Annotated in this window: 23 protein-coding genes; 14 read left to right on the top strand and 9 right to left on the bottom strand. The window is 59.5% G+C overall.

The genetic code is table 11. The features are described 5' to 3' along the window. Window positions 1-7: 7 nt before the first annotated feature. The 3 genes from dapF to GBC55_RS01760 are packed head-to-tail and all read right to left on the bottom strand — an operon-like array spanning window position 8 to window position 2,273. Window positions 8-838 carry a diaminopimelate epimerase gene (gene dapF / locus GBC55_RS01770; protein ID WP_162436686.1) on the bottom strand — a complete coding sequence of 277 codons (831 nt, stop codon included), beginning with the start codon at window positions 836-838 and terminating at the stop codon, window positions 8-10. Window positions 839-842: 4 nt separating this feature from the next. Then, a complete protein-coding gene (gene lysA / locus GBC55_RS01765; RefSeq protein WP_052964521.1) occupies window positions 843-2,090 on the bottom strand; it encodes a diaminopimelate decarboxylase in 1,248 nt (415 codons plus the stop codon). Between the two features lie 9 nt (window positions 2,091-2,099). Next, a complete protein-coding gene (locus tag GBC55_RS01760; protein WP_162436687.1) occupies window positions 2,100-2,273 on the bottom strand; it encodes a lipoprotein in 174 nt (57 codons plus the stop codon). A 306-nt stretch (window positions 2,274-2,579) separates the two neighbouring features. Between GBC55_RS01760 and cyaY the strand changes: the two genes are divergently transcribed. The 3 genes from cyaY (at window position 2,580) to rnk (ending at window position 3,702) form a co-directional block, all read left to right on the top strand. After that, window positions 2,580-2,912, top strand: coding sequence for an iron donor protein CyaY (cyaY, locus tag GBC55_RS01755; protein ID WP_162436688.1), 333 nt, complete (start codon window positions 2,580-2,582; stop codon window positions 2,910-2,912). Window positions 2,913-2,916: 4 nt separating this feature from the next. Continuing rightward, on the top strand, window positions 2,917-3,135 hold the full coding sequence (locus tag GBC55_RS01750) for a DUF1289 domain-containing protein (protein WP_162436689.1): 219 nt from the start codon (window positions 2,917-2,919) through the stop codon (window positions 3,133-3,135). A gap of 156 nt (window positions 3,136-3,291) precedes the next feature. Beyond that, window positions 3,292-3,702 carry a nucleoside diphosphate kinase regulator gene (rnk, locus tag GBC55_RS01745; protein WP_162436690.1) on the top strand — a complete coding sequence of 137 codons (411 nt, stop codon included), beginning with the start codon at window positions 3,292-3,294 and terminating at the stop codon, window positions 3,700-3,702. Window positions 3,703-3,708: 6 nt separating this feature from the next. Here the strand turns inward: rnk and GBC55_RS01740 are convergent, their stop codons facing one another. From GBC55_RS01740 to GBC55_RS01730, 3 genes are all read right to left on the bottom strand, one after another. Continuing rightward, complete coding sequence (locus tag GBC55_RS01740) at window positions 3,709-6,546, bottom strand: class I adenylate cyclase (protein WP_162436691.1); 2,838 nt, start codon at window positions 6,544-6,546, stop codon at window positions 3,709-3,711. Window positions 6,547-6,753: 207 nt separating this feature from the next. Next, complete coding sequence (locus GBC55_RS01735; protein ID WP_162436692.1) at window positions 6,754-6,999, bottom strand: TIGR02647 family protein; 246 nt, start codon at window positions 6,997-6,999, stop codon at window positions 6,754-6,756. A 228-nt stretch (window positions 7,000-7,227) separates the two neighbouring features. Then, window positions 7,228-7,512 (bottom strand): hypothetical protein, encoded by a 285-nt coding sequence (locus GBC55_RS01730; RefSeq protein WP_008150274.1) that lies wholly within the window; start codon window positions 7,510-7,512, stop codon window positions 7,228-7,230. 125 nt (window positions 7,513-7,637) lie between these two features. Between GBC55_RS01730 and GBC55_RS01725 the strand changes: the two genes are divergently transcribed. After that, on the top strand, window positions 7,638-8,297 hold the full coding sequence (locus GBC55_RS01725; protein WP_162436693.1) for a glutathione S-transferase: 660 nt from the start codon (window positions 7,638-7,640) through the stop codon (window positions 8,295-8,297). A gap of 107 nt (window positions 8,298-8,404) precedes the next feature. Here GBC55_RS01725 and argH read toward each other — a convergent pair whose 3' ends face one another. Then, window positions 8,405-9,799, bottom strand: coding sequence for an argininosuccinate lyase (argH, locus tag GBC55_RS01720; protein ID WP_162436694.1), 1,395 nt, complete (start codon window positions 9,797-9,799; stop codon window positions 8,405-8,407). Window positions 9,800-10,260: 461 nt separating this feature from the next. Between argH and GBC55_RS01715 the strand changes: the two genes are divergently transcribed. The 7 genes from GBC55_RS01715 (at window position 10,261) to rsd (ending at window position 16,675) form a co-directional block, all read left to right on the top strand. Beyond that, window positions 10,261-11,007 (top strand): LytTR family DNA-binding domain-containing protein, encoded by a 747-nt coding sequence (locus GBC55_RS01715; RefSeq protein ID WP_162436695.1) that lies wholly within the window; start codon window positions 10,261-10,263, stop codon window positions 11,005-11,007. Between the two features lie 138 nt (window positions 11,008-11,145). Beyond that, window positions 11,146-12,087 carry a hydroxymethylbilane synthase gene (gene hemC / locus GBC55_RS01710; protein ID WP_162436696.1) on the top strand — a complete coding sequence of 314 codons (942 nt, stop codon included), beginning with the start codon at window positions 11,146-11,148 and terminating at the stop codon, window positions 12,085-12,087. After that, window positions 12,084-12,851, top strand: a complete 768-nt coding sequence (locus GBC55_RS01705; RefSeq protein WP_162436697.1) for a uroporphyrinogen-III synthase — start codon at window positions 12,084-12,086, stop codon at window positions 12,849-12,851. Before hemC ends, GBC55_RS01705 begins: the two co-directional genes overlap by 4 nt. A 16-nt stretch (window positions 12,852-12,867) precedes the next feature. Continuing rightward, a complete protein-coding gene (locus GBC55_RS01700; protein WP_162436698.1) occupies window positions 12,868-14,022 on the top strand; it encodes a uroporphyrinogen-III C-methyltransferase in 1,155 nt (384 codons plus the stop codon). Next, window positions 14,019-15,257 (top strand): heme biosynthesis protein HemY, encoded by a 1,239-nt coding sequence (locus GBC55_RS01695; protein ID WP_162436699.1) that lies wholly within the window; start codon window positions 14,019-14,021, stop codon window positions 15,255-15,257. Before GBC55_RS01700 ends, GBC55_RS01695 begins: the two co-directional genes overlap by 4 nt. Window positions 15,258-15,486: 229 nt before the next feature. Beyond that, a complete protein-coding gene (locus tag GBC55_RS01690) occupies window positions 15,487-16,038 on the top strand; it encodes a disulfide bond formation protein B (RefSeq protein ID WP_162436700.1) in 552 nt (183 codons plus the stop codon). 178 nt (window positions 16,039-16,216) lie between these two features. After that, window positions 16,217-16,675 (top strand): sigma D regulator, encoded by a 459-nt coding sequence (rsd, locus tag GBC55_RS01685; RefSeq protein ID WP_162436706.1) that lies wholly within the window; start codon window positions 16,217-16,219, stop codon window positions 16,673-16,675. 58 nt (window positions 16,676-16,733) lie between these two features. On the opposite strand, the gene GBC55_RS01680 is transcribed toward rsd, so the two are convergent. Next, entirely contained in the window at window positions 16,734-17,399 is a 666-nt protein-coding gene (locus GBC55_RS01680; protein ID WP_162436701.1) for an FKBP-type peptidyl-prolyl cis-trans isomerase, read from the bottom strand. A 192-nt stretch (window positions 17,400-17,591) separates the two neighbouring features. Between GBC55_RS01680 and GBC55_RS01675 the strand changes: the two genes are divergently transcribed. Further along, entirely contained in the window at window positions 17,592-18,719 is a 1,128-nt protein-coding gene (locus GBC55_RS01675; RefSeq protein ID WP_162436702.1) for an AlgP family protein, read from the top strand. Here the strand turns inward: GBC55_RS01675 and GBC55_RS01670 are convergent. Beyond that, window positions 18,716-19,180 carry a TIGR02444 family protein gene (locus GBC55_RS01670; protein WP_162436703.1) on the bottom strand — a complete coding sequence of 155 codons (465 nt, stop codon included), beginning with the start codon at window positions 19,178-19,180 and terminating at the stop codon, window positions 18,716-18,718. The two genes, GBC55_RS01675 and GBC55_RS01670, sit on opposite strands and share 4 nt — an antisense overlap. A gap of 50 nt (window positions 19,181-19,230) precedes the next feature. Between GBC55_RS01670 and GBC55_RS01665 the strand changes: the two genes are divergently transcribed. Continuing rightward, window positions 19,231-21,141, top strand: a complete 1,911-nt coding sequence (locus GBC55_RS01665; RefSeq protein WP_247266849.1) for an ATP-binding cassette domain-containing protein — start codon at window positions 19,231-19,233, stop codon at window positions 21,139-21,141. Beyond that, window positions 21,141-21,722 carry a mechanosensitive ion channel family protein gene (locus GBC55_RS01660; RefSeq protein ID WP_162440478.1) on the top strand — a complete coding sequence of 194 codons (582 nt, stop codon included), beginning with the start codon at window positions 21,141-21,143 and terminating at the stop codon, window positions 21,720-21,722. The genes GBC55_RS01665 and GBC55_RS01660 overlap by 1 nt, the downstream gene beginning before the upstream one ends. The last annotated feature ends 37 nt before the right edge of the window (window positions 21,723-21,759 follow it).

The raw sequence follows: 21,759 nt of genomic DNA, 5'->3' as shown, positions 1-21,759 counted from the left end.
GACTCACTCAAAGACGTACTTGTCCTTCATAAACTCGAACTGCCGGGCCGGTCATCATCACCGGTTGGCCAGGGCCTGCCCATTCAATGGACAGACGCCCGCCGGGCAGGTCGATTAATAGCGGCGAATCCATCCACCCCTGGCTGATCGCGGCCACTGCGGCCGCACACGCGCCGGTTCCGCAAGCCTGGGTTTCCCCGGCCCCGCGTTCCCAGACACGCAGTTGCGCGCGGTTACGGTCGATGACCTGAAGAAAACCGACATTGACCCGTGCCGTGAAGCGCGGGTGGTGTTCGATTTTCGGTCCCAGCTCATGCACCGGCGCATTGTTGATGTCGCTGACCCGCAGCACCGCATGGGGGTTACCCATGGACACGGCGGCCAGTTCGACCGGCGTGCCATCGACATCGATCTGGTAGCTCACGGCCTGTTCTGGCGCATCGAACGGGATGTCGGCCGGCACCAGGCGTGGCGCACCCATGTTCACACCAATCTGGCCGTCGCTGCGGATATCCAGTTCGATGATGCCGCTTTTGGTCTCGACGCGGATCTGCCGTTTCGCGGTCAGGCGCTTGTCGAGTACGAAGCGGGCGAAACAGCGCGCGCCGTTGCCGCACTGTTCCACTTCGGAGCCGTCTGAATTGAAGATCCGATAACGGAAATCCACATCCGGATTGCTCGGTGCTTCGACAATCAGCAATTGGTCAAAACCGATACCGGTGTGCCGATCGCCCCATTGCTTGGCATGCTTGGGCAGGATGTGCGCGTGCTGGCTGACCAGGTCGAGGACCATGAAGTCATTACCCAAGCCGTGCATCTTGGTAAAACGCAGCAGCATGGTTTTACTCCGGCAGCAGGCTTTCGCCAGCAAACAACTCGGCTACCGTCTCACGGCGACGCACTTCGAATGCCTGATCACCGTCCACCAGCACTTCTGCGGCGCGGCCGCGAGTGTTGTAGTTGGAACTCATGACAAACCCATAGGCGCCGGCCGAATGCACAGCCAGCAGATCGCCTTCCTCCAGCGCAAGCTGACGGTCCTTGGCCAGGAAATCGCCGGTCTCGCAGATCGGGCCAACGATGTCGTAGGCACGCGCAGCGGAGTCGCGAGGGCGCACGGCGGTGACGTCCATCCAGGCCTGATACAGCGCCGGGCGGATAAGGTCGTTCATGGCCGCATCGACGATGGCGAAGTCTTTGTGTTCGGTGTGCTTGAGGTACTCGACTTGGGTCAGCAGCACGCCGGCGTTGGCGACGATGAAGCGGCCCGGCTCGAACACCAGCGCCAGGTCGCGACCGTCAAGACGCTCGCGCACGGCTTTGATGTAGTCGGCAGCCAGTGGCGGCTCTTCATCGCGATAACGCACGCCCAGGCCACCACCGAGATCGATGTGGCGCAGGTAGATACCGCAATCGCCGAGACGGTCGACCAGGCCCAGCAGGCGGTCGAGTGCGTCGATGAACGGCGGCAGGGTGGTCAGTTGCGAACCGATGTGGCAATCGACGCCGACCACTTCCAGGTTAGGCAACTGCGCAGCGCGGATGTACACGTCTTCGGCGTCGGCGATGGCGATGCCGAACTTGTTTTCTTTAAGGCCGGTGGAGATGTACGGGTGAGTGCCGGCGTCGACGTCCGGGTTGACGCGCAGCGAGATCGGCGCGCGAACGCCCAGCTCGGCGGCCACGACCTGAAGGCGTTCCAGTTCGTCGGTGGATTCGACGTTGAAGCAATGCACGCCGACTTCCAGGGCGCGACGCATGTCGTCACGGGTCTTGCCGACGCCGGAAAACACGATCTTGTCAGCGCTGCCGCCAGCGGCCAGCACACGTTCCAGCTCGCCACGGGAGACGATGTCAAAACCGGCGCCGAGGCGCGCCAGGACATTCAGTACACCCAGGTTGGAGTTGGCTTTGACTGCAAAGCAGACCAGGTGCGGCATGCCGGCCAGTGCATCGGCGTAAGCCAGGTACTGGGCTTCGATGTGTGCGCGCGAGTAAACGTAGGTCGGTGTGCCAAAGCGCTCGGCGATGGCGGACAGGGCAACACCTTCCGCGAACAGTTCACCGTCACGGTAGTTAAAAGCGTCCATGGCGTTCCCTTAGTAGACGTCGTGCTTGTGTGCTTTGGATGCAGGCTGCTGCTGCGACGACTTGGCCTGCTCGACCGGGTCCTGGCTATCGTCAGGCAGGTACAACGGGCCTTTTTGACCGCAGGCCGATACCAGGCAGGCAACCGCGAGGAGCGCAGCAAGGGAAGAGATCAGGCGCTTCATGGCGAAATCCTTGAAAATGCTTTAATTGCGCCGGAGTATACCGGCCACCCGTCAGCTTGCCTATGCGACGGGGCTCCCGTCCGGCGGGGCTGTGCACATGTTTTCTGAATGACGCAATTCCCTGTGGGAGTGAGCCTGCTCGCGATCGCGGTGGTTCAGTCACCATTGATTTTGCCTGATACACCGCTATCGCGAGCAGGCTCGGCCACAAGTTTAATGATCTGTCGGTTATCCTTTGCAATCACCGGGGCTCGGCCGTATCGTGCGGCGCTCGAGCGTGAGTAGACACTTTTTGAGGTTGCCGTAATGAGTTTGACCGAAGCCCGTTTCCACGATCTGGTCGATGCTACCCAGCAAACACTGGAGGATATTTTCGACGAGAGCGACCTGGATATCGACCTGGAAAGTTCGGCCGGTGTGCTGACCGTGAAGTTCGAAAATGGCAGCCAGTTGATCTTCAGCCGTCAAGAGCCTTTGCGTCAGTTGTGGCTGGCAGCCGTGTCCGGTGGTTTTCACTTTGACTACGACGCCGAGAGCGAGCGCTGGATGTGCGACAAGAGCGAAGAGCAGCTAGGCGAAATGCTGGAGCGCATCGTGGTTCAGCAGGCCGGTGTCGAACTCGATTTCGAAGGCTTGTGAGATCGTGACCCAGCCTGTGTCTGTTCGTCCGCCCAAGCCGCTTTACAGCAATGTCAGCCCGGCGGTGGCTTCGCCGTGCAGCGGTGTCTGCCGGCTGGACGAGCAAAAGGTCTGTCTGGGATGTTTTCGCCATGTCGAAGACATTCGCGAATGGCGCTCGGCAGACGACGACCGTCGCCGTGTCATTTGCGCCCAGGCGGCACAGCGCAAAACCTTGGCGTAATGATCCGCGTCGGGCCGTGGTCGCCCCTGGCTTGTATATTTATTGAGCTGTGATAGTGTCCGGATACACCTCAACTCATCGAGGTTCGTGAAAACCCCGCCTTTTTCTGGCGGGGTTTTGCTTTTTTCGTGCAGAAGAAAGGAGTCTGCCCTGATCATGACCGCACCTTCCATCACCCTTACCCGACTGGACGTACAACGTCTGGAGCGCCTGATCGACAGCCTGGATGACTCGCTGCCGGGCGTTATCGCGCTGCAAACCGAGCTGGATCGCGCCGATACTCTGGTCGGCCACGAAGATGTGCCCGCCGATGTCGTGACCATGAACTCCAAAGTCCATTGCCGTGAAGAAAGCAGCGGCAAGGACTATCACCTGACGTTGGTCTATCCCAAGGATGCCAATGCCGACGAAGGCAAGATCTCCATTCTGGCGCCTGTTGGCAGCGCGTTGCTCGGCCTCAAGGTCGGGCAGCACATCGATTGGCCAGCGCCTGGTGGCAAAACGCTGAAACTGACACTGCTTGAAGTCGAATCTCAGCCTGCCAATGGCGGCGACTTCCCGGAGTAAAACCGTTCAAAACTGCTCGAGCGCCTCGTTCAATGCGCGCTCCAGGTCAGACTTGTAGCGCAGATACACATTGCTTGAGCTCTGCCCGTCACCGAGCAGGCCCGTCAGGTCCAGATCGGTGATGTAGCAGCGATAGCGCTCCGTTTCGCGTCGCTGCTCGACAATCTCTCGGGCGACCACTTTGAACAATTGGTCGCCATGTTCCAGCTCTGAAAACTCCCGCTGATTGCAATACAAGGTGATGTGCACTTTCCCCGGCGCAGCTTTGCCGACGATGGCCTGCACGTCGTAGAACGGTTTGTTGGCGGGGGTTTGTGGGGCGGCTCGTGCTTCAACACGGCGAGCCCTGACCGGGCCCGATGGCAGCAATTGGTAATAAATGATATCCATCGGTTGAACGGTGTTCAGTGGCTGCAACGCGTCACGTCGATACAGAATCGCCTGCAAGAACCGTTGCATCGGCACCAGCAAGCTTTGGTCGTCGTGATAGGGCAATCGCTGTTGCCACAGGGCATCGAATTCATCCAGCACGTACACATCGGCCTGATCGTCGTGAACCCGGTAAAACACCTGGATACAATCCGGCTGACCCATCGGCAGAATCAAGGCCAGATCCTGGTCTTCCAGCGCCATCGGATCCAGGTGCAGTGGGCTGTAGCGAGTTCGCTCGGCACCCAGGTAGTCGACCAGTGCCGGTAGCGTAGCGAGGGCGATGTGCTTGACCTGGCCGGGCACCAGTTCCATGACGTGGTAATGCTGCTGCACCTGAATCAGGTAACGATGATTGAGCTGGCTCAGCAGCAGGTTCTGCGCAGTGTCGAGGATGTCCTCAACCCGCTGCGCAATGAACTGCGCGCGGTTATGGCAGAAACAGCGTACCCGCAACTTCGGTTGTCGCGGCCCGTTCGGCAAGTTGTTGAGGTAATCGCGCAGGCAGTCGAGCAGCGCGTGGGGGCCATCGAAGCGGTTGACCAGCACTTCATTCCAGCTGTTCATCGTGATCTGGTCCAGGGTTAACACCAGGTTTTCCCGGACACCGGCGTAACTCAGTGAGTCGGTGCGTTCGGTGGTCATCAGAATGTTCAGGTCGCGATGGTGCTTGAGCGGGTCAACGCCGACGTTGACCAGAATCAGCACCTCGCTGGGCACGCTGGCGCGCAGCAGCGGTTCTTCGGCGACGGTGGTCAGGGGCAGGGCGATGCTCTGTTGAAGGCTGCCGAGCAGGTTGAACAACTCGAACTCGCTCATATCGCTGCTGCCCGGATGCAAGGCCAGACGGGTGCTGCTGTCGATCACGCCGTTACGGTGACACCAGGTCAACAGTTCCAGCAATTGGCGGCTGCGCTTGATCGGGGCGAAATGCTCCCACTCATGGGCAGTCAGGCTGCCGTTGTACAAGCCCCATTGGGTTTGTCCTGGTTCTTTCTTGTTCGCCGCGTACACCAGGGTGAGCGTGTCTTCGGCCAGGTCCGGTGCGATGCCCGGGTTGACGAATTCGACCTTGTTCGCCTTGCGCTCAAACGCTGCGTACAACCGTCGTCCCAGTACGTTAAGGTCACGCTTGTTGATCAGGCTGACGGTTTGTTCAGTGCGCGCGAATTGGGTCAGAAAGCGGTAGCTGTAATTCAACTCGCTCACCAGCGCCCGCCGCTCAGCGCTGACCTGGCGGACTTTCCACTGGCTACGGCTATCGAGCAAGGCCAGCTGGCGAGCGTCCCATTGCCATTCACGGGCCAGGCGTTCGAGCAGGGAACGCTGCCAGCTCGGGGTGCGGCTGCTGCCGGTGAGCTTGCGATTGACCTTCAAATACAGCGCACGGCGCACCAATTCCAGGCGTTCCAGCTCGCCACGGGCTGTAAGGTATTCCTCGATGCGTCGGTAGACCACGACATAAGGGTCCAGCTCGTCCAGGTCGAGCTGATTGGCGAAAACCGCTTGCTTGAAACGCAGGCTGAGGCAATGAACCCTGGGGTGTTCGCTGGCGTAGACCTCGATCAACAGCAGCTTGAGCACTGATTTGTAGGGCGATTCGATGCCCTTGAACAGCTGCCAGAGCCCGGCACCGATGAATTCGCCGGGAGGGATGTAGGCCAAGTGCCCGAGGTCCAACGTTTCATCGGCGCGAATGAATCGCTTCGACATCAGCGTGTGGGTATACCGGTCGTAACTCGCTTCTTCGTAGACCGGCACCAGCCACCAGATCGGCGTACGTCCGGCCAGCCAGATTGCGGTGCGGTAAAACTCGTCGAGCAACAGGTAGTGCTGGCTTGTGCCGCAATCCTCGGAGCTGAGTTGTGTGTCACGCTCGCCGCGAACAAAGCGCGCCGCGTCGATTAAAAAGAAGTGCGCCTCGGCACCCTGGCTGGCCGCCCAGACCTCCAGGAGTTGGCATTTTTTGCGCAGCTCGTTGAGTTCGTTCTCGCCGAGATCCGTTGCGTGGCAGACCCAGACGTCCATATCGCTTTGATCAGCCTGAGCCAGCGTGCCGAGGCTGCCCATCAGGAACAGGCCGTGAATCGGTCGCGGCGGGTTGCTGCCATGACGCGGCTTGTAGGAAAACGATCGGGTCAGGCGCTGGGCTTCTGCGAGGGTATTGGCCTCAGGTTCGTAGTTCGATAAACCGGCCGGTGTACTGCTGGAGACATAACCGGGCAGCAGCGGATGATTAACGTGGAAGAACAGCGGCAGGAGTGCCAGCACGGTTTGTTGGCGGGTCGACAAACCTTCCATGGCGCGGGCCATGCGGCCTTCGTTGAGCTTCAGAAAACGGGCGCGCAGCTGGCTCAATACCTTGCGGTCGATTCCTTGGTCCAGGTCGGGGCGGATTTCATGGTTGCGGGTCATGTCAGCTCAAACCGGCTCGCGAGGCACGGACGTAGGTGGTCTCAAGGATGAGGGGCAGTTTAGCGCCTCGGTCCCGGGACTTTTTAGCTGATTTTGTATTTCTGGCGTCAGATTTTTATCGCAGGGCGACGGCAGATAACAGGGCAGGTACGAAACAGGCCCGCGGAAATCCCGTGACAGGGGTTCCCGTGGGCGATGCAGTGCGTATCAGGCAGTTTCTTCTACGTTCAAAATCGTCAGTACGGTTTGCACATTTTGCGCAGCGTCACGACCCAGGCTGGTCAGATAACCGCCATCGGGTTGGTCGATCAGGTCTTTTTCATACAGGCGTCGAGCAGCGGCGATGGCTTTCGGGGCAGCGGTCTGATGGATTTTCAAACCTTCCTGGGAGCTGTCCAGGGGGAAGAGTGCGAGGATTTCCAGTTCGGCAACCAACTCAGGGGTAAACGACATAAGGACTCCAGACTTTCTAGGAATTGGACGACAGCGCCCCTAAGGTGATCCCACTCGTGCGGCATGTCCAGTGCTCGCGACAGGGTTTTTCACCTGGGGCAGCATTCCCCGGCAGGTAGGGCGGCAGCGGGGTGCGTACCAGTGTAGTCAGGGTCTTGGGGAAGGCAGGTTTGATTGGTGACAATCTGTGTGGGAGCGGGCATTTCCCGCGCCCACACGGGGATTGGTTTACTTCTTTTCTGGCGGCAATTCCGGCAATGCACGCAACGCTGCTTCGTACCATTCGGTATTGAACGCGCGGTCTTCTTCCAGGATTGCGTCGATTTCTACCGCCAATACGTGGGCCATCAAGTTCAGGATTTCTTCACGCTCGTAACCCACCAGGGTCAGTTTGTTGAAGGTTGCTTTGGCCGCCGGCGGGTTGTCGCTTTCGATCTGGTTTTCGATTGCTTCAACCAGGGTGTTCTCGGCGAACTCTTCTTCGTCAATCTCGATATCAGTTGGCTCGCTCATGGCAGGCTCCTCAAGTTAAGACGGGCAGTTTACCTGCATTCAGCGTCGTGATGCTGCTGGCAGAAACAGCTTCGGCGTTCTATAAAACAGGCACTGCCAACCCCGCACGGCCTGGAGGCTTTGTGATGCTCAAGCTTTATGGATTTTCCGTCAGCAACTACTACAACATGGTCAAACTGGCACTGCTGGAAAAAGGGCTGCCGTTTGAAGAAGTACCGTTCTATGCGGGCACCAGCCCCGAAGCGCTGGCGATCAGCCCGCGTGGCAAGGTACCTGTTCTGGAGGTCGAGCAAGGTTTCATCAATGAAACCAGTGTGATTCTCGAATACATCGAGCAAAGCCAGGCAGGCGTGCCGCTGTTACCGACCGATCCTTTTGAGCGGGCGCAAGTGTTGGCCCTGGCCAAGGAAATCGAGCTGTACATCGAACTCCCGGGGCGAGCCTCCTACGGCGAGGCATTTTTTGGCATGCCCCTGCCGGATGCGATCAAGGAGAAGACCAAGGCTGAGCTGCTACTGGGATTCGCCTCGTTGGGCAGGCATGGCAAGTTCGCCCCTTATGTCGCAGGGGAAAGCTTGAGTGTGGCGGATTTGTATTTTCTGTACAGCGTGCCGCTGGCTTGCGCGGTGGCGAAGAAGCTGTTTGATCTGGATTTGCTGGCTGGGATGCCGGCGGCGAAAGCGCTGCTGGAGCGTTTGGAGCAGAACCCGAACGTGCAGCGGATCGCGAAAGACAAGGAAGCGGCGATGCCGGCGTTTATGGCGATGGTTGCGTCCAAGAAATGAGTTTTGCCGTGTTGTGAAGTCAGCCATCGCGAGCAGGCTCAATACCACACTGGATTCAAGGTGTTCACCATCAATCCAATGTGGGAGTGAGCTTGCCCGCGATGCTTTTAGCGGCTGGCGAGTAGTGCCTGACCGCGCGCCACGGCCTTCTTGACCTGCGCCGGCGCAGTACCGCCGATATGGTCACGGGCATTCACCGAGCCTTCCAGGGTCAGCACCGCGAACACGTCCTGGTCAATCTGGTCGCTGAACTTGCGCAGTTCTTCCAGGCTCATTTCCGCCAGGTCTTTCCCGCTTTCCACGCCGTACTTCACGGCATGGCCAACGATTTCGTGGCAATCGCGGAACGGCAGGCCACGGCGAACCAGGTAGTCGGCGAGGTCGGTCGCGGTGGAGAAACCGCGCAACGCCGCTTCACGCATGATGGCGTGTTTCGGTTTGATCGCCGGGATCATGTCGGCAAACGCCCGCAGCGAGTCGCGCAACGTGTCGGCGGCATCGAACAGCGGCTCTTTATCTTCCTGGTTGTCCTTGTTGTAGGCCAATGGCTGGCCTTTCATCAGGGTCAGCAAGCCCATCAGGGCGCCGAATACGCGGCCAGTCTTGCCTCGCACCAGCTCAGGAACGTCCGGGTTTTTCTTTTGCGGCATGATCGAGCTGCCGGTGCAGAAGCGGTCTGGCAGATCGATGAACTGGAACTGGGCGCTGGTCCACAGGACCAGTTCTTCGGAGAATCGCGACAAGTGCATCATCGAGATACTCGCAGCCGAGCAGAATTCGATGGCGAAGTCGCGATCCGACACGTTGTCCAGAGAATTGCCGCCGACCGCGTCGAAGCCCAGCAACTGAGCCGTGTACTCACGGTCGATCGGGTAGGTGGTGCCCGCGAGTGCAGCGCTGCCCAGCGGCATGCGGTTGGTGCGTTTGCGGCAGTCCACCAGGCGCTCATAGTCGCGGCTGAGCATCTCGAACCAGGCCAGCATGTGGTGCCCGAAGGTCACTGGCTGGGCGGTTTGCAGGTGAGTGAAGCCCGGCATGATGCTGCCGGCTTCGCGTTCGGCTTGTTCCAGCAAACCTTGCTGCAGGCGAGTGATCTCGGCCAGGATCAGGTCGATTTCATCCCGCAGCCACAGGCGGATATCGGTAGCGACCTGGTCGTTACGGCTGCGGCCGGTGTGCAGTTTTTTACCGGTCACGCCGATCCGGTCGGTCAGGCGCGCTTCGATGTTCATGTGCACGTCTTCGAGGTCGATGCGCCAGTCGAACTGGCCGGCCTCTATTTCACCCTGAATGGTTTTCAGGCCATCGGTGATGCTGTCGCGCTCGGCATCGGTCAGCACGCCGACTTTGGCCAGCATGGTTGCGTGGGCGATCGAGCCCATGATGTCGTGGCGATACAGGCGCTGGTCGAAGGTGACGGAGGCGGTGAAGCGGGCGACGAAGGCGTCGACGGGTTCACTGAAGCGGCCGCCCCAGGACTGATTGGTCTTGTCAGTGCTCATGAATTCGCTCGTATCGGCTGGAAAAAAGTGACGTTGAAAGCTGTCGCGGATAATAACAGGGTTGCCAATCCTGTCGTTGACGCTGGTCGACAGGTTTTTTTCTCTCAGAGCGGTCCATACTCGGATCAGGGGTTGTCGTGATTTGCGCAACGATATTTTTCGATTGAGCAATATCGTCCCGGCAACCGTCTACAGTTGGACAGAAGGATCAGCGCACTTCCGGGCGCTGGAAAACGACTATAAGAAGAGGGGGTGTTCGTATTGTGTATCAGCAAACCCTACGGCGATGCCTCGCCAACGCGGGCCTGGGCCGCCAAACGCCCGGCAGATGAAAATTTAGCCGTCGTTCCAGCGGCACTTTTTGGCCCTCGCGCTAGTCTTAGCGTGGATCGCGGTGACGGACGTCACTTCACCTGTCTACGCTATCCTTGTGCGAGACTCACGCAGGAATCCAGCGCAATATGAATGTCCTGATCGTTGATGACGAACCCTTGGCCCGCGAGCGCCTGAGCCGAATGGTCGGCGAACTCGAGGGATACAGCGTCCTGGAGCCCAGCGCCACGAACGGCGAAGAGGCGTTGGCACTGATTGACAGCCATAAACCGGATATCGTGTTGCTCGATATCCGGATGCCAGGCCTCGATGGCCTGCAAGTGGCTGCGCGATTGTGCGAACGCGAAACCCCGCCCGCCGTGGTGTTTTGCACAGGGCCCGATGAATTTGCCGTGGAAGCCTTACAGGCCAGCGCCGTAGGCTATGTGGTGAAACCTGTGCGCACAGAACAACTTCATGAAGCATTAAAAAAAGCCGAGCGACCCAATCGCGTTCAACTTGCAGCATTGACCCGTCCCGCCGCCGAAACTGGCAGTGGTCCACGCAGCCATATCAGCGCTCGCACTCGAAAGGGCATCGAGCTGATTCCGCTGGACCAGGTGGTTTATTTTATTGCGGATCACAAGTACGTGACCTTGCGCCACGAAGGCGGCGAGGTGTTGCTGGATGAGCCGCTCAAAGCGCTCGAAGATGAGTTTGGCGATCGATTTGTGCGTATTCATCGCAACGCACTGGTTGCCCGTGAACGCATCGAGCGTTTGCAGCGGACACCTCTGGGGCATTTTCAGCTGTTCCTCAAAGGCTTGAACGGTGATGCCTTGATCGTCAGTCGCCGCCATGTGGCAGGCGTTCGGAAGATGATGCAACAGCTTTAATCCGCTGCTCGCCGGCGTGTTGTGTACCCCATTGCAGGACATCCAGGGCCAGGGAGGCCACGCTGTTTCTGATACAAGTCAAAGCGGATTTGGCTGAGCTGTTATTATCCGCCGTATCTATTCAGTACGGATTGATCCATGTCCTCTCGCGAAATCCGCATCGCCACCCGCAAAAGTGCTCTCGCCCTGTGGCAGGCCGAATACGTCAAAGCCCGTCTGGAAGAAGCCCATCCGGGTCTGCTTGTGACGTTGGTACCCATGGTCAGTCGCGGCGACAAGCTGCTCGACTCGCCACTGTCGAAGATCGGTGGCAAAGGCCTGTTCGTCAAAGAACTGGAAACCGCGCTGCTGGAAAACGAAGCCGATATTGCCGTGCACTCCATGAAGGATGTGCCAATGGACTTCCCGGAAGGTCTTGGGCTGTTCTGCATTTGCGAGCGTGAAGATCCACGCGACGCATTCGTTTCCAACACGTTCGCCAGCCTTGAAGAACTCCCGCCAGGCAGCATCGTCGGTACGTCCAGCCTACGCCGTCAGGCTCAATTGCTGACCCGTCGCCCGGACCTGGAAATCCGTTTCCTTCGTGGCAACGTCAACACTCGGTTGGCCAAGCTCGATGCGGGTGAATACGACGCCATCATCCTTGCCGCTGCCGGCCTGATTCGCCTGGGCTTCGAAGACCGCATCACCTCAGCGATCAGTGTCGACGACAGCCTGCCCGCCGGCGGCCAGGGCGCAGTGGGCATTGAATGCCGCAGCGTCGATAGTGAGATTCACGCGCTGCTGGCACCCCTGCATCATCTGGACACCGCCACCCGCGTGACCGCGGAACGAGCTCTCAACAAACATCTGAATGGCGGCTGCCAGGTGCCGATCGCCTGCTACGCCGTGCTTGAAGGCGAGCAGATCTGGTTGCGTGGCCTGGTGGGTGATCCGAGCGGCGGGCTGCTGCTCAGTGCCGAAGGCCGTGCACCGCGCAGTGATGCCGAGAACCTGGGCGTACGAGTCGCTGAAGACCTCTTGAGTCAGGGCGCCAACGACATTCTCAAGGCAGTCTACGGCGAGGCAGGTCACGAGTGACTGGCTGGCGCCTGCTGCTGACGCGTCCGGCGGATGAGTCGGCGGCGCTGAGCAGCGTTCTTGCCGACGCGGGGATTTTCAGCAGCAGCTTGCCGCTTCTGGACATAGCGCCGATGCCGGTCTCGGACACAATGCGCGAAGTGATTCAGGATCTGGATCGCTTCTGCGCAGTGATCGTAGTCAGCAAGCCCGCAGCCCGGATCGCGGTGAATCTGGTCAGCCAGTGTTGTCCACAGACGCCCGCCTCGAAGTGGTTCAGCGTGGGGGCCGCGACTGCCCGGATTCTGGAAGACCATGGACTGGACGTCAGCTTCCCGCAGGAAGGTGATGACAGTGAAGCCTTGCTCGGGCTGGCCTCGTTGTCTGAGGCAATCACCCGGAACAATCCTCGTGTGTTGATCATGCGCGGGGAGGGCGGTCGGGAGTTGCTGGCTGAGCGTTTGCGCGAGCTTGGTGCTAGTGTCGAGTATCTGGAGTTGTACCGCCGCGAGCTGCCTCACTACCCACCGGGAACGCTTGCCGACCGGATTCAGGCGGAACGCTTGAACGGGCTGGTGGTCAGCAGTGGACAGGGTTTTGAGCACCTGCACCAATTGGCTGGCGATGCATGGCCGCAATTGGCGAGGTTGCCGTTGTTTGTTCCAAGCCCCAGGGTCGCCGAGCTGGCGTGCGCCGCCGGGGCCCAAATAGTTGTGGATTGTCGTGGCGCCAGTGCCGCGGCTTTGCTGACGGCGTTGCGGGAGCATCCCGAACCCGTTCTCTAATGCAAAGGATGGACACGTGAGCGAAACAGCCTTGCCAAAAGATGACGTCCTGCCGGTGCTCGACGCGCCAGGAGAAGCACCGGTTCAAACTGAACCACCCGCGCCAGTGGAGCGCCGTAGCAATGGGTTGGCAATCGTCGCTCTGCTGTTGGGCGCCGCCGGTGTCGCCGTCGGCGGCTGGGGAGTCTGGCAGGTGCGTCACCTGCAAGCCAACAACCAGCAGCAGCTTAGTCAGGTGCAGGCGTTGAACGATCAGGCTCAGAGCCTGAAACTCAATGAGCAGCGTCTGAGCGCCCGGCTTGAGCAGCTTCCCCCTGCTGACGAACTTGAAGCTCGCAACCGTCTGGTGACTCAGCTGCAAGGCGATCAGCAACGCCTGAACCAGCGCCTGGAAACAGTGCTCGGTGCCAGTCGCAAGGATTGGCGTCTGGCGGAGGCGGAGCACTTGCTGCGCCTGGCCAGCCTGCGTCTTTCTGCACTGCAAGACATCAGCAGCGCCCAGGCCCTGGTCCAGGGAGCGGATGAGATTTTGCGCGAGCAAAACGATCCGGGTTCCTTTGCAGCTCGCGAGCAAGTGGCCAAAACGCTGGTGGCGCTGCGCAGTACCGAGCAGCCTGATCGCACCGGTTTGTTCCTGCGCCTGGGGGCTCTGCGTGACCAGGTCATCAGCCTTACCGAGCTGGCGCCCGAGTACAAGGACCGTGGCGAATCGCTGCTGGGGCTGACCGCCGATGGCGATGGCGCCAGTCGCTGGGCTCAATGGTGGGACCAGATCTCGCGTTACATTCGCATCGATTTCAATGCCGACAAAAATGTCCGTCCATTACTCGCAGGTCAGAGCCTGAGCCAGGTTCGCCTGGCGTTGAGCCTGGCGCTGGAGCAGGCACAATGGGCGGCGCTCAATGGTCAGGCGGCGGTTTACACTCAGGCGCTGGCCGAAGCGCGGGATGTCCTCAAGGGTAATTTCAACCCGGATAATCCCCAGAGCAAAGTGATGCTTGAGCAGGTTGGCGAACTGAGCAAGCAACCTGTCACTGTCGTCACACCGGACCTGACCGGCACACTGAGCGCAGTCCAGGGGTATCTGGAGCGGCGTAATGTGAACGCCGAGGACTCGATCAAACCGATGCCCAAGCCTGCCGCAGACACCGCGCAGGAGGCCACACCATGAAACGCCTCTATGTGATCGTGTTTCTGGTGATCGCTGCGGCGGCGGCACTTGGGTTGGCCATTGCCGAGCATTCCGGCTATGTCCTGATCGCCTACAAAAGCTTTCGTTTCGAGTCGAGCCTGTGGGCGACCCTGGCGCTGGTTGCGGTGCTCTGGCTGGTGTTCTGGGGCATCAAGGCGTTGATCGAGCTCGTGATGACCTCCAGTGGCGTGGTCAACCCGTGGTCGCGGCGTAATCGCAGCCGCCGGGTTCAGGTGGCCATCGAACACGGTCAACTTGATCTGGCGGAGGGTCGCTGGGCCAGCGCGCAGCGTCACCTTCATCGCGCTGCGGAAGCTGAGCGTCAACCGCTTCTTTACTACCTCGGCGCTGCCCGCGCCGCGAACGAGCAGGGCAAGTACGAAGAGAGCGATAACCTGCTCGAACGCGCGCTGGAGCGTCAGCCTCAGGCAGAGTTGGCCATTGCCCTGAACCATGCGCAACTGCAAACCGACCGTGGAGACACCGAAGGCGCACTCGCCACCCTGCAAGCCATGCACGAACGCCATCCGCATAACGTCCAGACTTTGCGTCAGTTGCAACGCCTGCATCAACAGCGCGGCGATTGGTCCGCAGTAATTCGTCTGTTGCCAGAGCTGCGCAAGGACAAGGTTCTGCCCCCCTCCGAACTCGCAGAACTGGAGCGCCGAGCCTGGGGAGAAAATCTCTCGCTGGCCGCGCATCGGGAGGAAGACGGAACCGTCGGCTTGCAGTCACTCAATCGCGCCTGGCAGCAACTGACCTCGGCTCAGCGCCAGGAGCCGCAGTTGGTGCTCGCCTACGCAGAGCAATTGCGTCAACTGGGTGCTCAGGCTGAAGCCGAAGAAGTTTTGCGTACAGCGCTCAAGCGCAGCTATGACAGCCATCTGGCCAGACTGTATGGACTTGTTCGAGGCAATGATCCGGCGCGTCAACTGCAAACCGCCGAGGGCTGGCTCAAGGACCATCCGGCTGACCCGAGCCTGCTGCTGACGCTGGGACGCCTGTGTCTGCAAAGCAGCCTGTGGGGCAAAGCCCGAGACTATCTTGAGAGCAGTTTGCGAGTGCAGCGCAACCCTGAGGCCTGCGCTGAACTGGCGCGGCTGCTGGCACAGTTGGGCGATACCGAACGCAGCAATCAACTGTTCCAGGAAGGTTTGGGTCTACTGGATGAACGCTTGCTGGCAGCACCGCTCCCGGTACCAGTACACGCATGATTTTGTGATGAGGGAGCCCGCTCCCTCTTCAAAAAATTACCCCCAGCTGTCAGATTTATTCCCTTGTGGTCCTTTGCAGGAAACATCCTACAAAGGGCTACACCTGATCCTCCAGATCCTGTCGGCAATTCCCTCGACCTCTATAGCCCTGTCCCTGCTGGCATCCCTTGAAAGGTCGGCTCTCTTTCCTCTAACGTAAACGCTTGTCTCTTACTGTTACGGAAAAGCCATGTCTTTGGCCTGCTCACGATCCTTGTTTTTCATGGCGTTTATCGCGGGTGCTCTGGCGTTGGGCGTTTCCTATTACCTGGAATATGCGGTCGGCCTCAAGCCTTGCGGTTTGTGCCTCATGCAGCGAGGCAGCCTGGCATTGTTAACCGGCTTTTGTCTGCTGGCTGCGGTGCAGGGGCCCGGGCGCCTCGGCACTTCCCTGTATTGGCTGCTTGTATCTATCTGCAGCTTGGGGGGGATGGTCACGGCTTGGCGGCAAGTGGTTTTGCAGAGTGATCCGCTGCGTTACTTGTCCGATTGCTCGTCCGGTCTGTCTGAGGTTTTCAAGGACGCACCCTGGTTGAGCAGGGTGGAGCAATTGTTCAGCGGCACCGCCGAGTGCGCGCAAATGTCCTGGACATTGTTCGACTTGAGTATCCCTGAATGGAGTTTGTTGTTCTTCGTCGCCGTGATGGTTTTAGCAGGCGCGCAGATGCAGCGACTGCTCTGGATCGCGTTTCGCCGACCACTCAGCGGCGAGTCGTCGCACCGGGCCCTGGCGGGCGATTAAACACTTGTATGAACTTTCTCTCCTGCGTACCTTGAAGCGATAGTCGCGCGGGCATAATCTGGCCCGCACGTGTCATTGGAATTATGTTGCTCGAATGACGCTCTGCCTGGCCGATCCTTGATCTTCAAGTGTGCGACAGGTGTAGGGCAGCATGACCCACAAGGGAAGAGAGATCACCATGCTCGAAAGTTGTCAGAATGCTCAAGAACGATGGGGTGGAGTGCATCTGCTGATCGATCGCTGGTTGCAGGAGCGTCACGAACTGGTTCGGGCCTATGATGCTCTCGGCGCCAAGCCTGAGGCTCTGGGCGAGAACCGAAAGCCGTTGCAGGAGTTCTGCGGAGTGCTGGTCGATTACGTATCGGCGGGGCATTTCGAGATCTACGAACAGTTGACCGGTGAGGCCAAGGCATTTGGCGATACTCGTGGGCTGGAGTTGGCCGAGACCCTCTACCCTCGTATCGACGTCATCACCGAGAAGCTGCTCGCGTTCAACGACCTGTGTGATGCCGGTCAATGTGTCGCTGAGAAATTCAAAGAGCTGGGTGGCTTGTTGCATGAACGCTTCGAACTGGAAGACTGCCTGATCGAAGTGCTTCACACCGCTCACAAGGAAGAGGATTCGGTTCAGGCCTGAATCTCTTCCCGCAAGATAAAACGGTGCGCTTTGCGCGCCGTTTTTTTGTGCCCGCCGTTTAACCCGTGGCGCCGCGTAATTCTACTTCGAACACCAAAGGAGTGAACGGCGCGATCAAGTCGCCAGCACCGTCCGCGCCATAGGCTTGGGCTGACGGAATCACCAGACGCCATTTCGCGCCCACCGGCATATTCTGCAGGGCAGTGCGCCAACCAGTGATCACACTGTCGAGACTGAACCATTGCGGCTGACTGTTCTGATCGAACACCGAGCCGTCGGGAAGGCGTCCGATGTAAAGCACCTGCACTTTTCCGTTCGGTCCGGCTTTGGCGCCGGTGCCGGGTGTCAGCTCCGTCAGCAAAATTCCGTTCTCCAACTCACGAACACCCGGCTTGGCTTTTTCTTCGGTGAGAAATCGCTGCTCTCTTTCCAGTGCGACTTCGCTTTGCGGTATGGCCGGTTGCTCCGCGATCTGCGCTTCGTGCTCGGCCAGAATCTGATCGATCTGCTCGTCTTTCAGCGCCAGCGGCTTGCCTTGATACGCTTGCTGCAAGCCTTCCAGCAGCGCCTGCAGCTGCAAGTCCGGAACCTCTTGGCGAAGGCGTTCACCGAGGCTCGCACCCAGGCTGTACGCGAGATCATGGGCGTCATTTCCTGTGGGTTTTTCGGCAGCTTGCGCGACGGAAAAAAACACGCACAACGATAAAAAAAGGTAACGCGACATGGGCACTCTCCGGCCTGAGATGCGGCAGATTATGCCAGCGTAAATACGCTTAACGGTGAACTGGTTTTGCGTGGGCGCAGAAGATTTTCGATCCTTTGCAACGTAGTGCTTTCGATACTGTCAAGATGACCTAGCGGCGGTGTCTGCAGAGGTCTAGTATGAGCCGCACCCACGTCAGCCAGGAGGTAAACCATGTCGGCCACCAAGAAGCCAGTAAATACCCCGTTGCACTTACTCCAACAACTCTCGGGCAGCCTGCTCGAACATTTGGAAACCGCTTGTTCACAAGCCTTGGCTGATGCTGAAAAACTGCTCGCCAAACTGGAAAAGCAGCGCGGAAAAGCGCAGGAAAAACTGCACAAGTCCCGCACCAAATTGCAAGATGCGGCGTCCGCCGGAAAGGCCAAGGCACAGACCAAAGCCAAGGGTGCGGTGAAAGAACTTGAGGACCTGCTCGATGCCCTCAAGGATCGTCAATCCGAAACGCGTACCTACATTCTGCAACTCAAACGCGATGCTCAAGAAAGCCTGAAACTGGCCCAGGGCGTCGGTCGTGTGCAAGAGGCTGTCGGCAAGGCGTTGTCCCTGCGTTCAGCCAAGCCTGCTTCTGCACCTGCCAAGAAAGCCGCTGCCAAACCAGCTGCTGCAAAAGCACCGGTTAAAGCTGCCGCGAAAGCACCAGTGAAAGCTGCAACAAAACCTGCCGCCAAAACTGCTGCCGCCAAACCAGCTGCAAGAACTGCCGCTGCCAAACCTGCTGTGGCGAAAACAGCTGCTGCCAAACCAGCGGCCAAGCCAGCTGCAAAACCTGCTGCCAAACCAGCGGCTAAAACCGCTGCTGCGAAGCCGGCTGCCAAGGCCGCTGCAAAACCGGTTGCCGCAAAAACCGCTGCCAAGCCAGCGGCGAAACCGGCCGCTAAAACTGCTGCTGCGAAACCGGCTGCCAAGCCTGCCGCGAAACCTGTAGCGGCAAAAACCGCAGCCAAGCCGGCGGCAAAACCAGCTGCTAAACCTGCTGCAAAAGCTGCGGCCAAGCCTGCCGCCAAGCCGGCTGCAAAAACTGCTGCTGCGAAACCGGCCGCCAAACCGGCCGCCGCTAAACCGGCTGCAAAACCTGCGGCCAAGCCTGCAGCAAAACCTGCCGTGAAAAAACCGGCTGCTGCTGTGAAACCGACCGTTGCTCCTGCTGCCAAACCAGCAGCTGCAGCACCGTCTGCTTCGGCTTCGACTGCTCCAGCCGCCACTACCTCGGCTACCTCGCCGGCGCCAACGCCAGCCGCTTCGTCGAGCACCAGCACCACGCCGACCAGCGCTTCCTAAGTGCCGGTCGCCGCGACGCGCAGCTGATGCAGCGCGTCGCGGTCCAGGTTGGCGGTGTCCGCCGCGACACCTTCCAGCCAGGCCGATAAATCGGTCACCTCATCTTGCGGCCATCGCTGCGCCGTTTGCTCCAATCGCAGCAACAGGCGTCGCTCGGCTTCCAGTTCCAGCGCCTTCACTTTCTCGCGTAACGCATCCAGATCGGCATCTTCGGCCGCGGCGGCCTTCCATTGAGTACGCAAAGCACGAAGTGGCTGCACGACATCTGCGTCCCAATTCTCGGCTACGCGTCCAAGCTGCTGCAATCGCTGCTCACTGCATGCGACTTTCCGTTGATCCAGCCACAGCCCACAAAGCAGCAGGCACACGTTCGCACCCGCCGCCTGCAATTTCAGGCATGCCTGTTCAACGCCGGGTCGGGCGTACGTGGTAAGGGAAAAGCTCCACAGGTCAGAGGACATAGTGCTACTCGCGCCAGTTGCGAGCGAAGCTGGTAGACTCCGCCGCCATTATGATTCGACTTCAGAACCTGACTTTACAGCGTGGCCCTCAACGTCTGCTAGAAGACGCCGAGCTGACCCTGCACGCCGGCCACAAAGCCGGCCTCATCGGTGCCAACGGCGCCGGCAAATCGAGCCTGTTCGCCTTGCTACTGGGCGACCTGCACCCGGATTCGGGTGATTGCTTCTTGCCGGCGGACTGGCGCATCGCCCACATGCGCCAGGAGATCGACACCCTCGATCGCATCGCGGTCGACTACGTGCTCGATGGTGACCTGCGCCTGCGTGAGGTGCAACGTGACCTCGCCGCGGCCGAAGCGGCCCATGACGGTGCCGCTCAGGCCCGCCTGCACGCTGAACTCGACAGCGCCGACGGTTACACCGCCGACGCCCGGGCGCGCAAGCTGCTGGCCGGTCTGGGGTTCACCAACGATCAGATGGATCGTCAGGTTGGGGATTTCTCCGGTGGCTGGCGGATGCGTCTGAACCTGGCGCAGGCATTGATGTGCCCATCGGACCTGTTGTTGCTCGACGAACCAACCAACCACTTGGACCTCGACGCCATTATCTGGCTCGAAGAATGGCTGAAAAGCTATCCAGGCACCTTGATGCTGATTTCCCACGACCGGGATTTCCTCGATGCCGTGGTCGATCACGTGGCGCACGTCGATCAGCGCAAGATCACCTTGTATCGCGGTGGCTACAGCGCCTTTGAACGCGCCCGTGCCGAGCGTCTGGCTCAGCAACAGCAGGCGTACGAGAAGCAGCAGGCGCAACGTGCGCACATGGAAAGCTACATCGCCCGCTTCAAGGCCCAGGCCACTAAGGCCCGTCAGGCGCAGAGCCGGATCAAGGCGCTGGAGCGGATGGAGGAATTGTCCGCCGCCCACGTTGATTCGCCGTTCGACTTCGTTTTCCGCGAGTCGCACAAGATCTCCAGCCCGTTGATCGACATCTCCGACGCTCGATTGGGTTACGGCGAGCGAGCCGTGCTGGAGAAGGTCAAGCTGCAACTGACCCCCGGTGCGCGTATCGGTTTGCTCGGTCCCAACGGTGCCGGTAAATCGACCCTGATCAAAAACCTTGCCGGTGAGCTCGATCCGTTGTCCGGGCGCCTGACCCGTGGCGAGAACACCGTGGTTGGTTATTTTGCCCAGCATCAGCTGGACTCGCTCGACTCCAAGGCCAGCCCATTGCTGCACATGCAGCGACTGGCGCCGACCGAGCGCGAACAGACCCTGCGCGATTTCCTCGGTGGTTTCGACTTCCGTGGGGCGCGTATCGACGAGCCCGTCCTGAATTTCTCCGGTGGTGAGAAAGCCCGTCTGGCTTTGGCGTTGATCGCCTGGGGCCGGCCGAACCTGCTTCTGCTCGACGAACCCACCAACCACCTCGATCTGGAAATGCGTCTGGCACTGACCATGGCGTTGCAAGAGTTCTCGGGCGCGGTACTGGTGGTCTCCCACGATCGTCATCTGCTCAAAAGCACCACCGACAATTTCTACCTGGTGGCGGATGGCAAGGTCGAGGAGTTCGACGGCGACCTTGAGGACTACACCCGTTGGCTGGTGGATTATCGTCAGCGCAATGCGCCGGTCAGCAACACACCGGTCAATCCGGACAAGACCGACAAGAAGGCCCAACGTCAGGCTGCCGCCGCATTGCGTCAGCAACTGGCGCCGCACAAGCGCGAAGCGGACAAGCTTGAAGTCGAGCTGGGCAAACTTCACGAGAAACTGGCGAAGATCGATACCAGCCTTGGTGACAGTGATATTTACGAGCCGGCGCGCAAGAACGAATTGCGAGATCTGCTGGCTGAACAAGCCAGGCTGAAGGTGCGTGAAGCCGAGCTGGAGGAAGCCTGGATGGAAGCCCTCGAATTGCTCGAAAGCATGCAGGCGGAGCTGGAGGCGCTGTCCTGATGGAAGCGTTCAGGGTACCGCTGTCGGCTGTGTGGATCGAACCGATCTGGCTGGTTGTGCAGATTCTGCTGATCCTGTTGGCGGGTTACATCGCCCAGCGCTTTGTCGCCAAATGCCTGAACCGTCTGGGCGAGCGTTATCCGTTTCCACCACAGTTGCTGTTGCCGCTGCGGGGCGGTCTGCGCTGGCTGATCATGGGCAGTGCGCTGATCTTCGTGCTGGAACGACTCGGGGTATCGGCCACGGTGCTCTGGACGGCATTGTCCGGTTTCGTTGCCGTAGCAGCTGTGGCGTTCTTTGCCATGTGGAGCGTGCTCTCCAATCTGCTTTGCGCCATTTTGATCTTTACGGTCGGCCCGTTTCGCATCGGTGATGTGGTCGAGTTGGTGGACACTACCGACAAACCGGGCGTCAAAGGTCGGGTGGTGGCAATCAACCTGCTCTACACCACGCTGATCGAGGCCGAAGAACTCGGTACCGGCAGCGCCATGGTGCAAGTACCCAATAGCCTGTTCTTCCAGCGCTCGGTTCGACGCTGGCGCGGAAGTGATGTGTTTCCTTCGAGCGGGTTTGAAAAATAGCTTTTCCGTTGCATGACATTTCGTCATCGCGAGCAGG

This window comes from Pseudomonas sp. TNT3 (assembly GCF_010095445.2).
Lineage (GTDB): Bacteria > Pseudomonadota > Gammaproteobacteria > Pseudomonadales > Pseudomonadaceae > Aquipseudomonas.
Note: the sequence above shows the minus strand (reverse complement) of the source record. Positions and strands in the feature narration are given on the sequence as shown.

Coding starts and splice junctions, on each gene's coding strand:
- hemC (WP_162436696.1), top strand. CDS start 11,146: ATGTCCTCTCGCGAAATCCGCATCGCCACCCGCAAAAGTGCTCTCGCC.
- GBC55_RS01675 (WP_162436702.1), top strand. CDS start 17,592: ATGTCGGCCACCAAGAAGCCAGTAAATACCCCGTTGCACTTACTCCAA.
- GBC55_RS01660 (WP_162440478.1), top strand. CDS start 21,141: ATGGAAGCGTTCAGGGTACCGCTGTCGGCTGTGTGGATCGAACCGATC.
- lysA (WP_052964521.1), bottom strand. CDS start 2,090: ATGGACGCTTTTAACTACCGTGACGGTGAACTGTTCGCGGAAGGTGTT.
- rsd (WP_162436706.1), top strand. CDS start 16,217: ATGCTCGAAAGTTGTCAGAATGCTCAAGAACGATGGGGTGGAGTGCAT.
- GBC55_RS01725 (WP_162436693.1), top strand. CDS start 7,638: ATGCTCAAGCTTTATGGATTTTCCGTCAGCAACTACTACAACATGGTC.
- rnk (WP_162436690.1), top strand. CDS start 3,292: ATGACCGCACCTTCCATCACCCTTACCCGACTGGACGTACAACGTCTG.
- GBC55_RS01730 (WP_008150274.1), bottom strand. CDS start 7,512: ATGAGCGAGCCAACTGATATCGAGATTGACGAAGAAGAGTTCGCCGAG.
- GBC55_RS01690 (WP_162436700.1), top strand. CDS start 15,487: ATGTCTTTGGCCTGCTCACGATCCTTGTTTTTCATGGCGTTTATCGCG.
- GBC55_RS01740 (WP_162436691.1), bottom strand. CDS start 6,546: ATGACCCGCAACCATGAAATCCGCCCCGACCTGGACCAAGGAATCGAC.
- GBC55_RS01680 (WP_162436701.1), bottom strand. CDS start 17,399: ATGTCGCGTTACCTTTTTTTATCGTTGTGCGTGTTTTTTTCCGTCGCG.
- dapF (WP_162436686.1), bottom strand. CDS start 838: ATGCTGCTGCGTTTTACCAAGATGCACGGCTTGGGTAATGACTTCATG.
- GBC55_RS01670 (WP_162436703.1), bottom strand. CDS start 19,180: ATGTCCTCTGACCTGTGGAGCTTTTCCCTTACCACGTACGCCCGACCC.
- cyaY (WP_162436688.1), top strand. CDS start 2,580: ATGAGTTTGACCGAAGCCCGTTTCCACGATCTGGTCGATGCTACCCAG.
- GBC55_RS01760 (WP_162436687.1), bottom strand. CDS start 2,273: ATGAAGCGCCTGATCTCTTCCCTTGCTGCGCTCCTCGCGGTTGCCTGC.
- GBC55_RS01715 (WP_162436695.1), top strand. CDS start 10,261: ATGAATGTCCTGATCGTTGATGACGAACCCTTGGCCCGCGAGCGCCTG.
- GBC55_RS01695 (WP_162436699.1), top strand. CDS start 14,019: ATGAAACGCCTCTATGTGATCGTGTTTCTGGTGATCGCTGCGGCGGCG.
- GBC55_RS01735 (WP_162436692.1), bottom strand. CDS start 6,999: ATGTCGTTTACCCCTGAGTTGGTTGCCGAACTGGAAATCCTCGCACTC.
- argH (WP_162436694.1), bottom strand. CDS start 9,799: ATGAGCACTGACAAGACCAATCAGTCCTGGGGCGGCCGCTTCAGTGAA.
- GBC55_RS01665 (WP_247266849.1), top strand. CDS start 19,231: ATGATTCGACTTCAGAACCTGACTTTACAGCGTGGCCCTCAACGTCTG.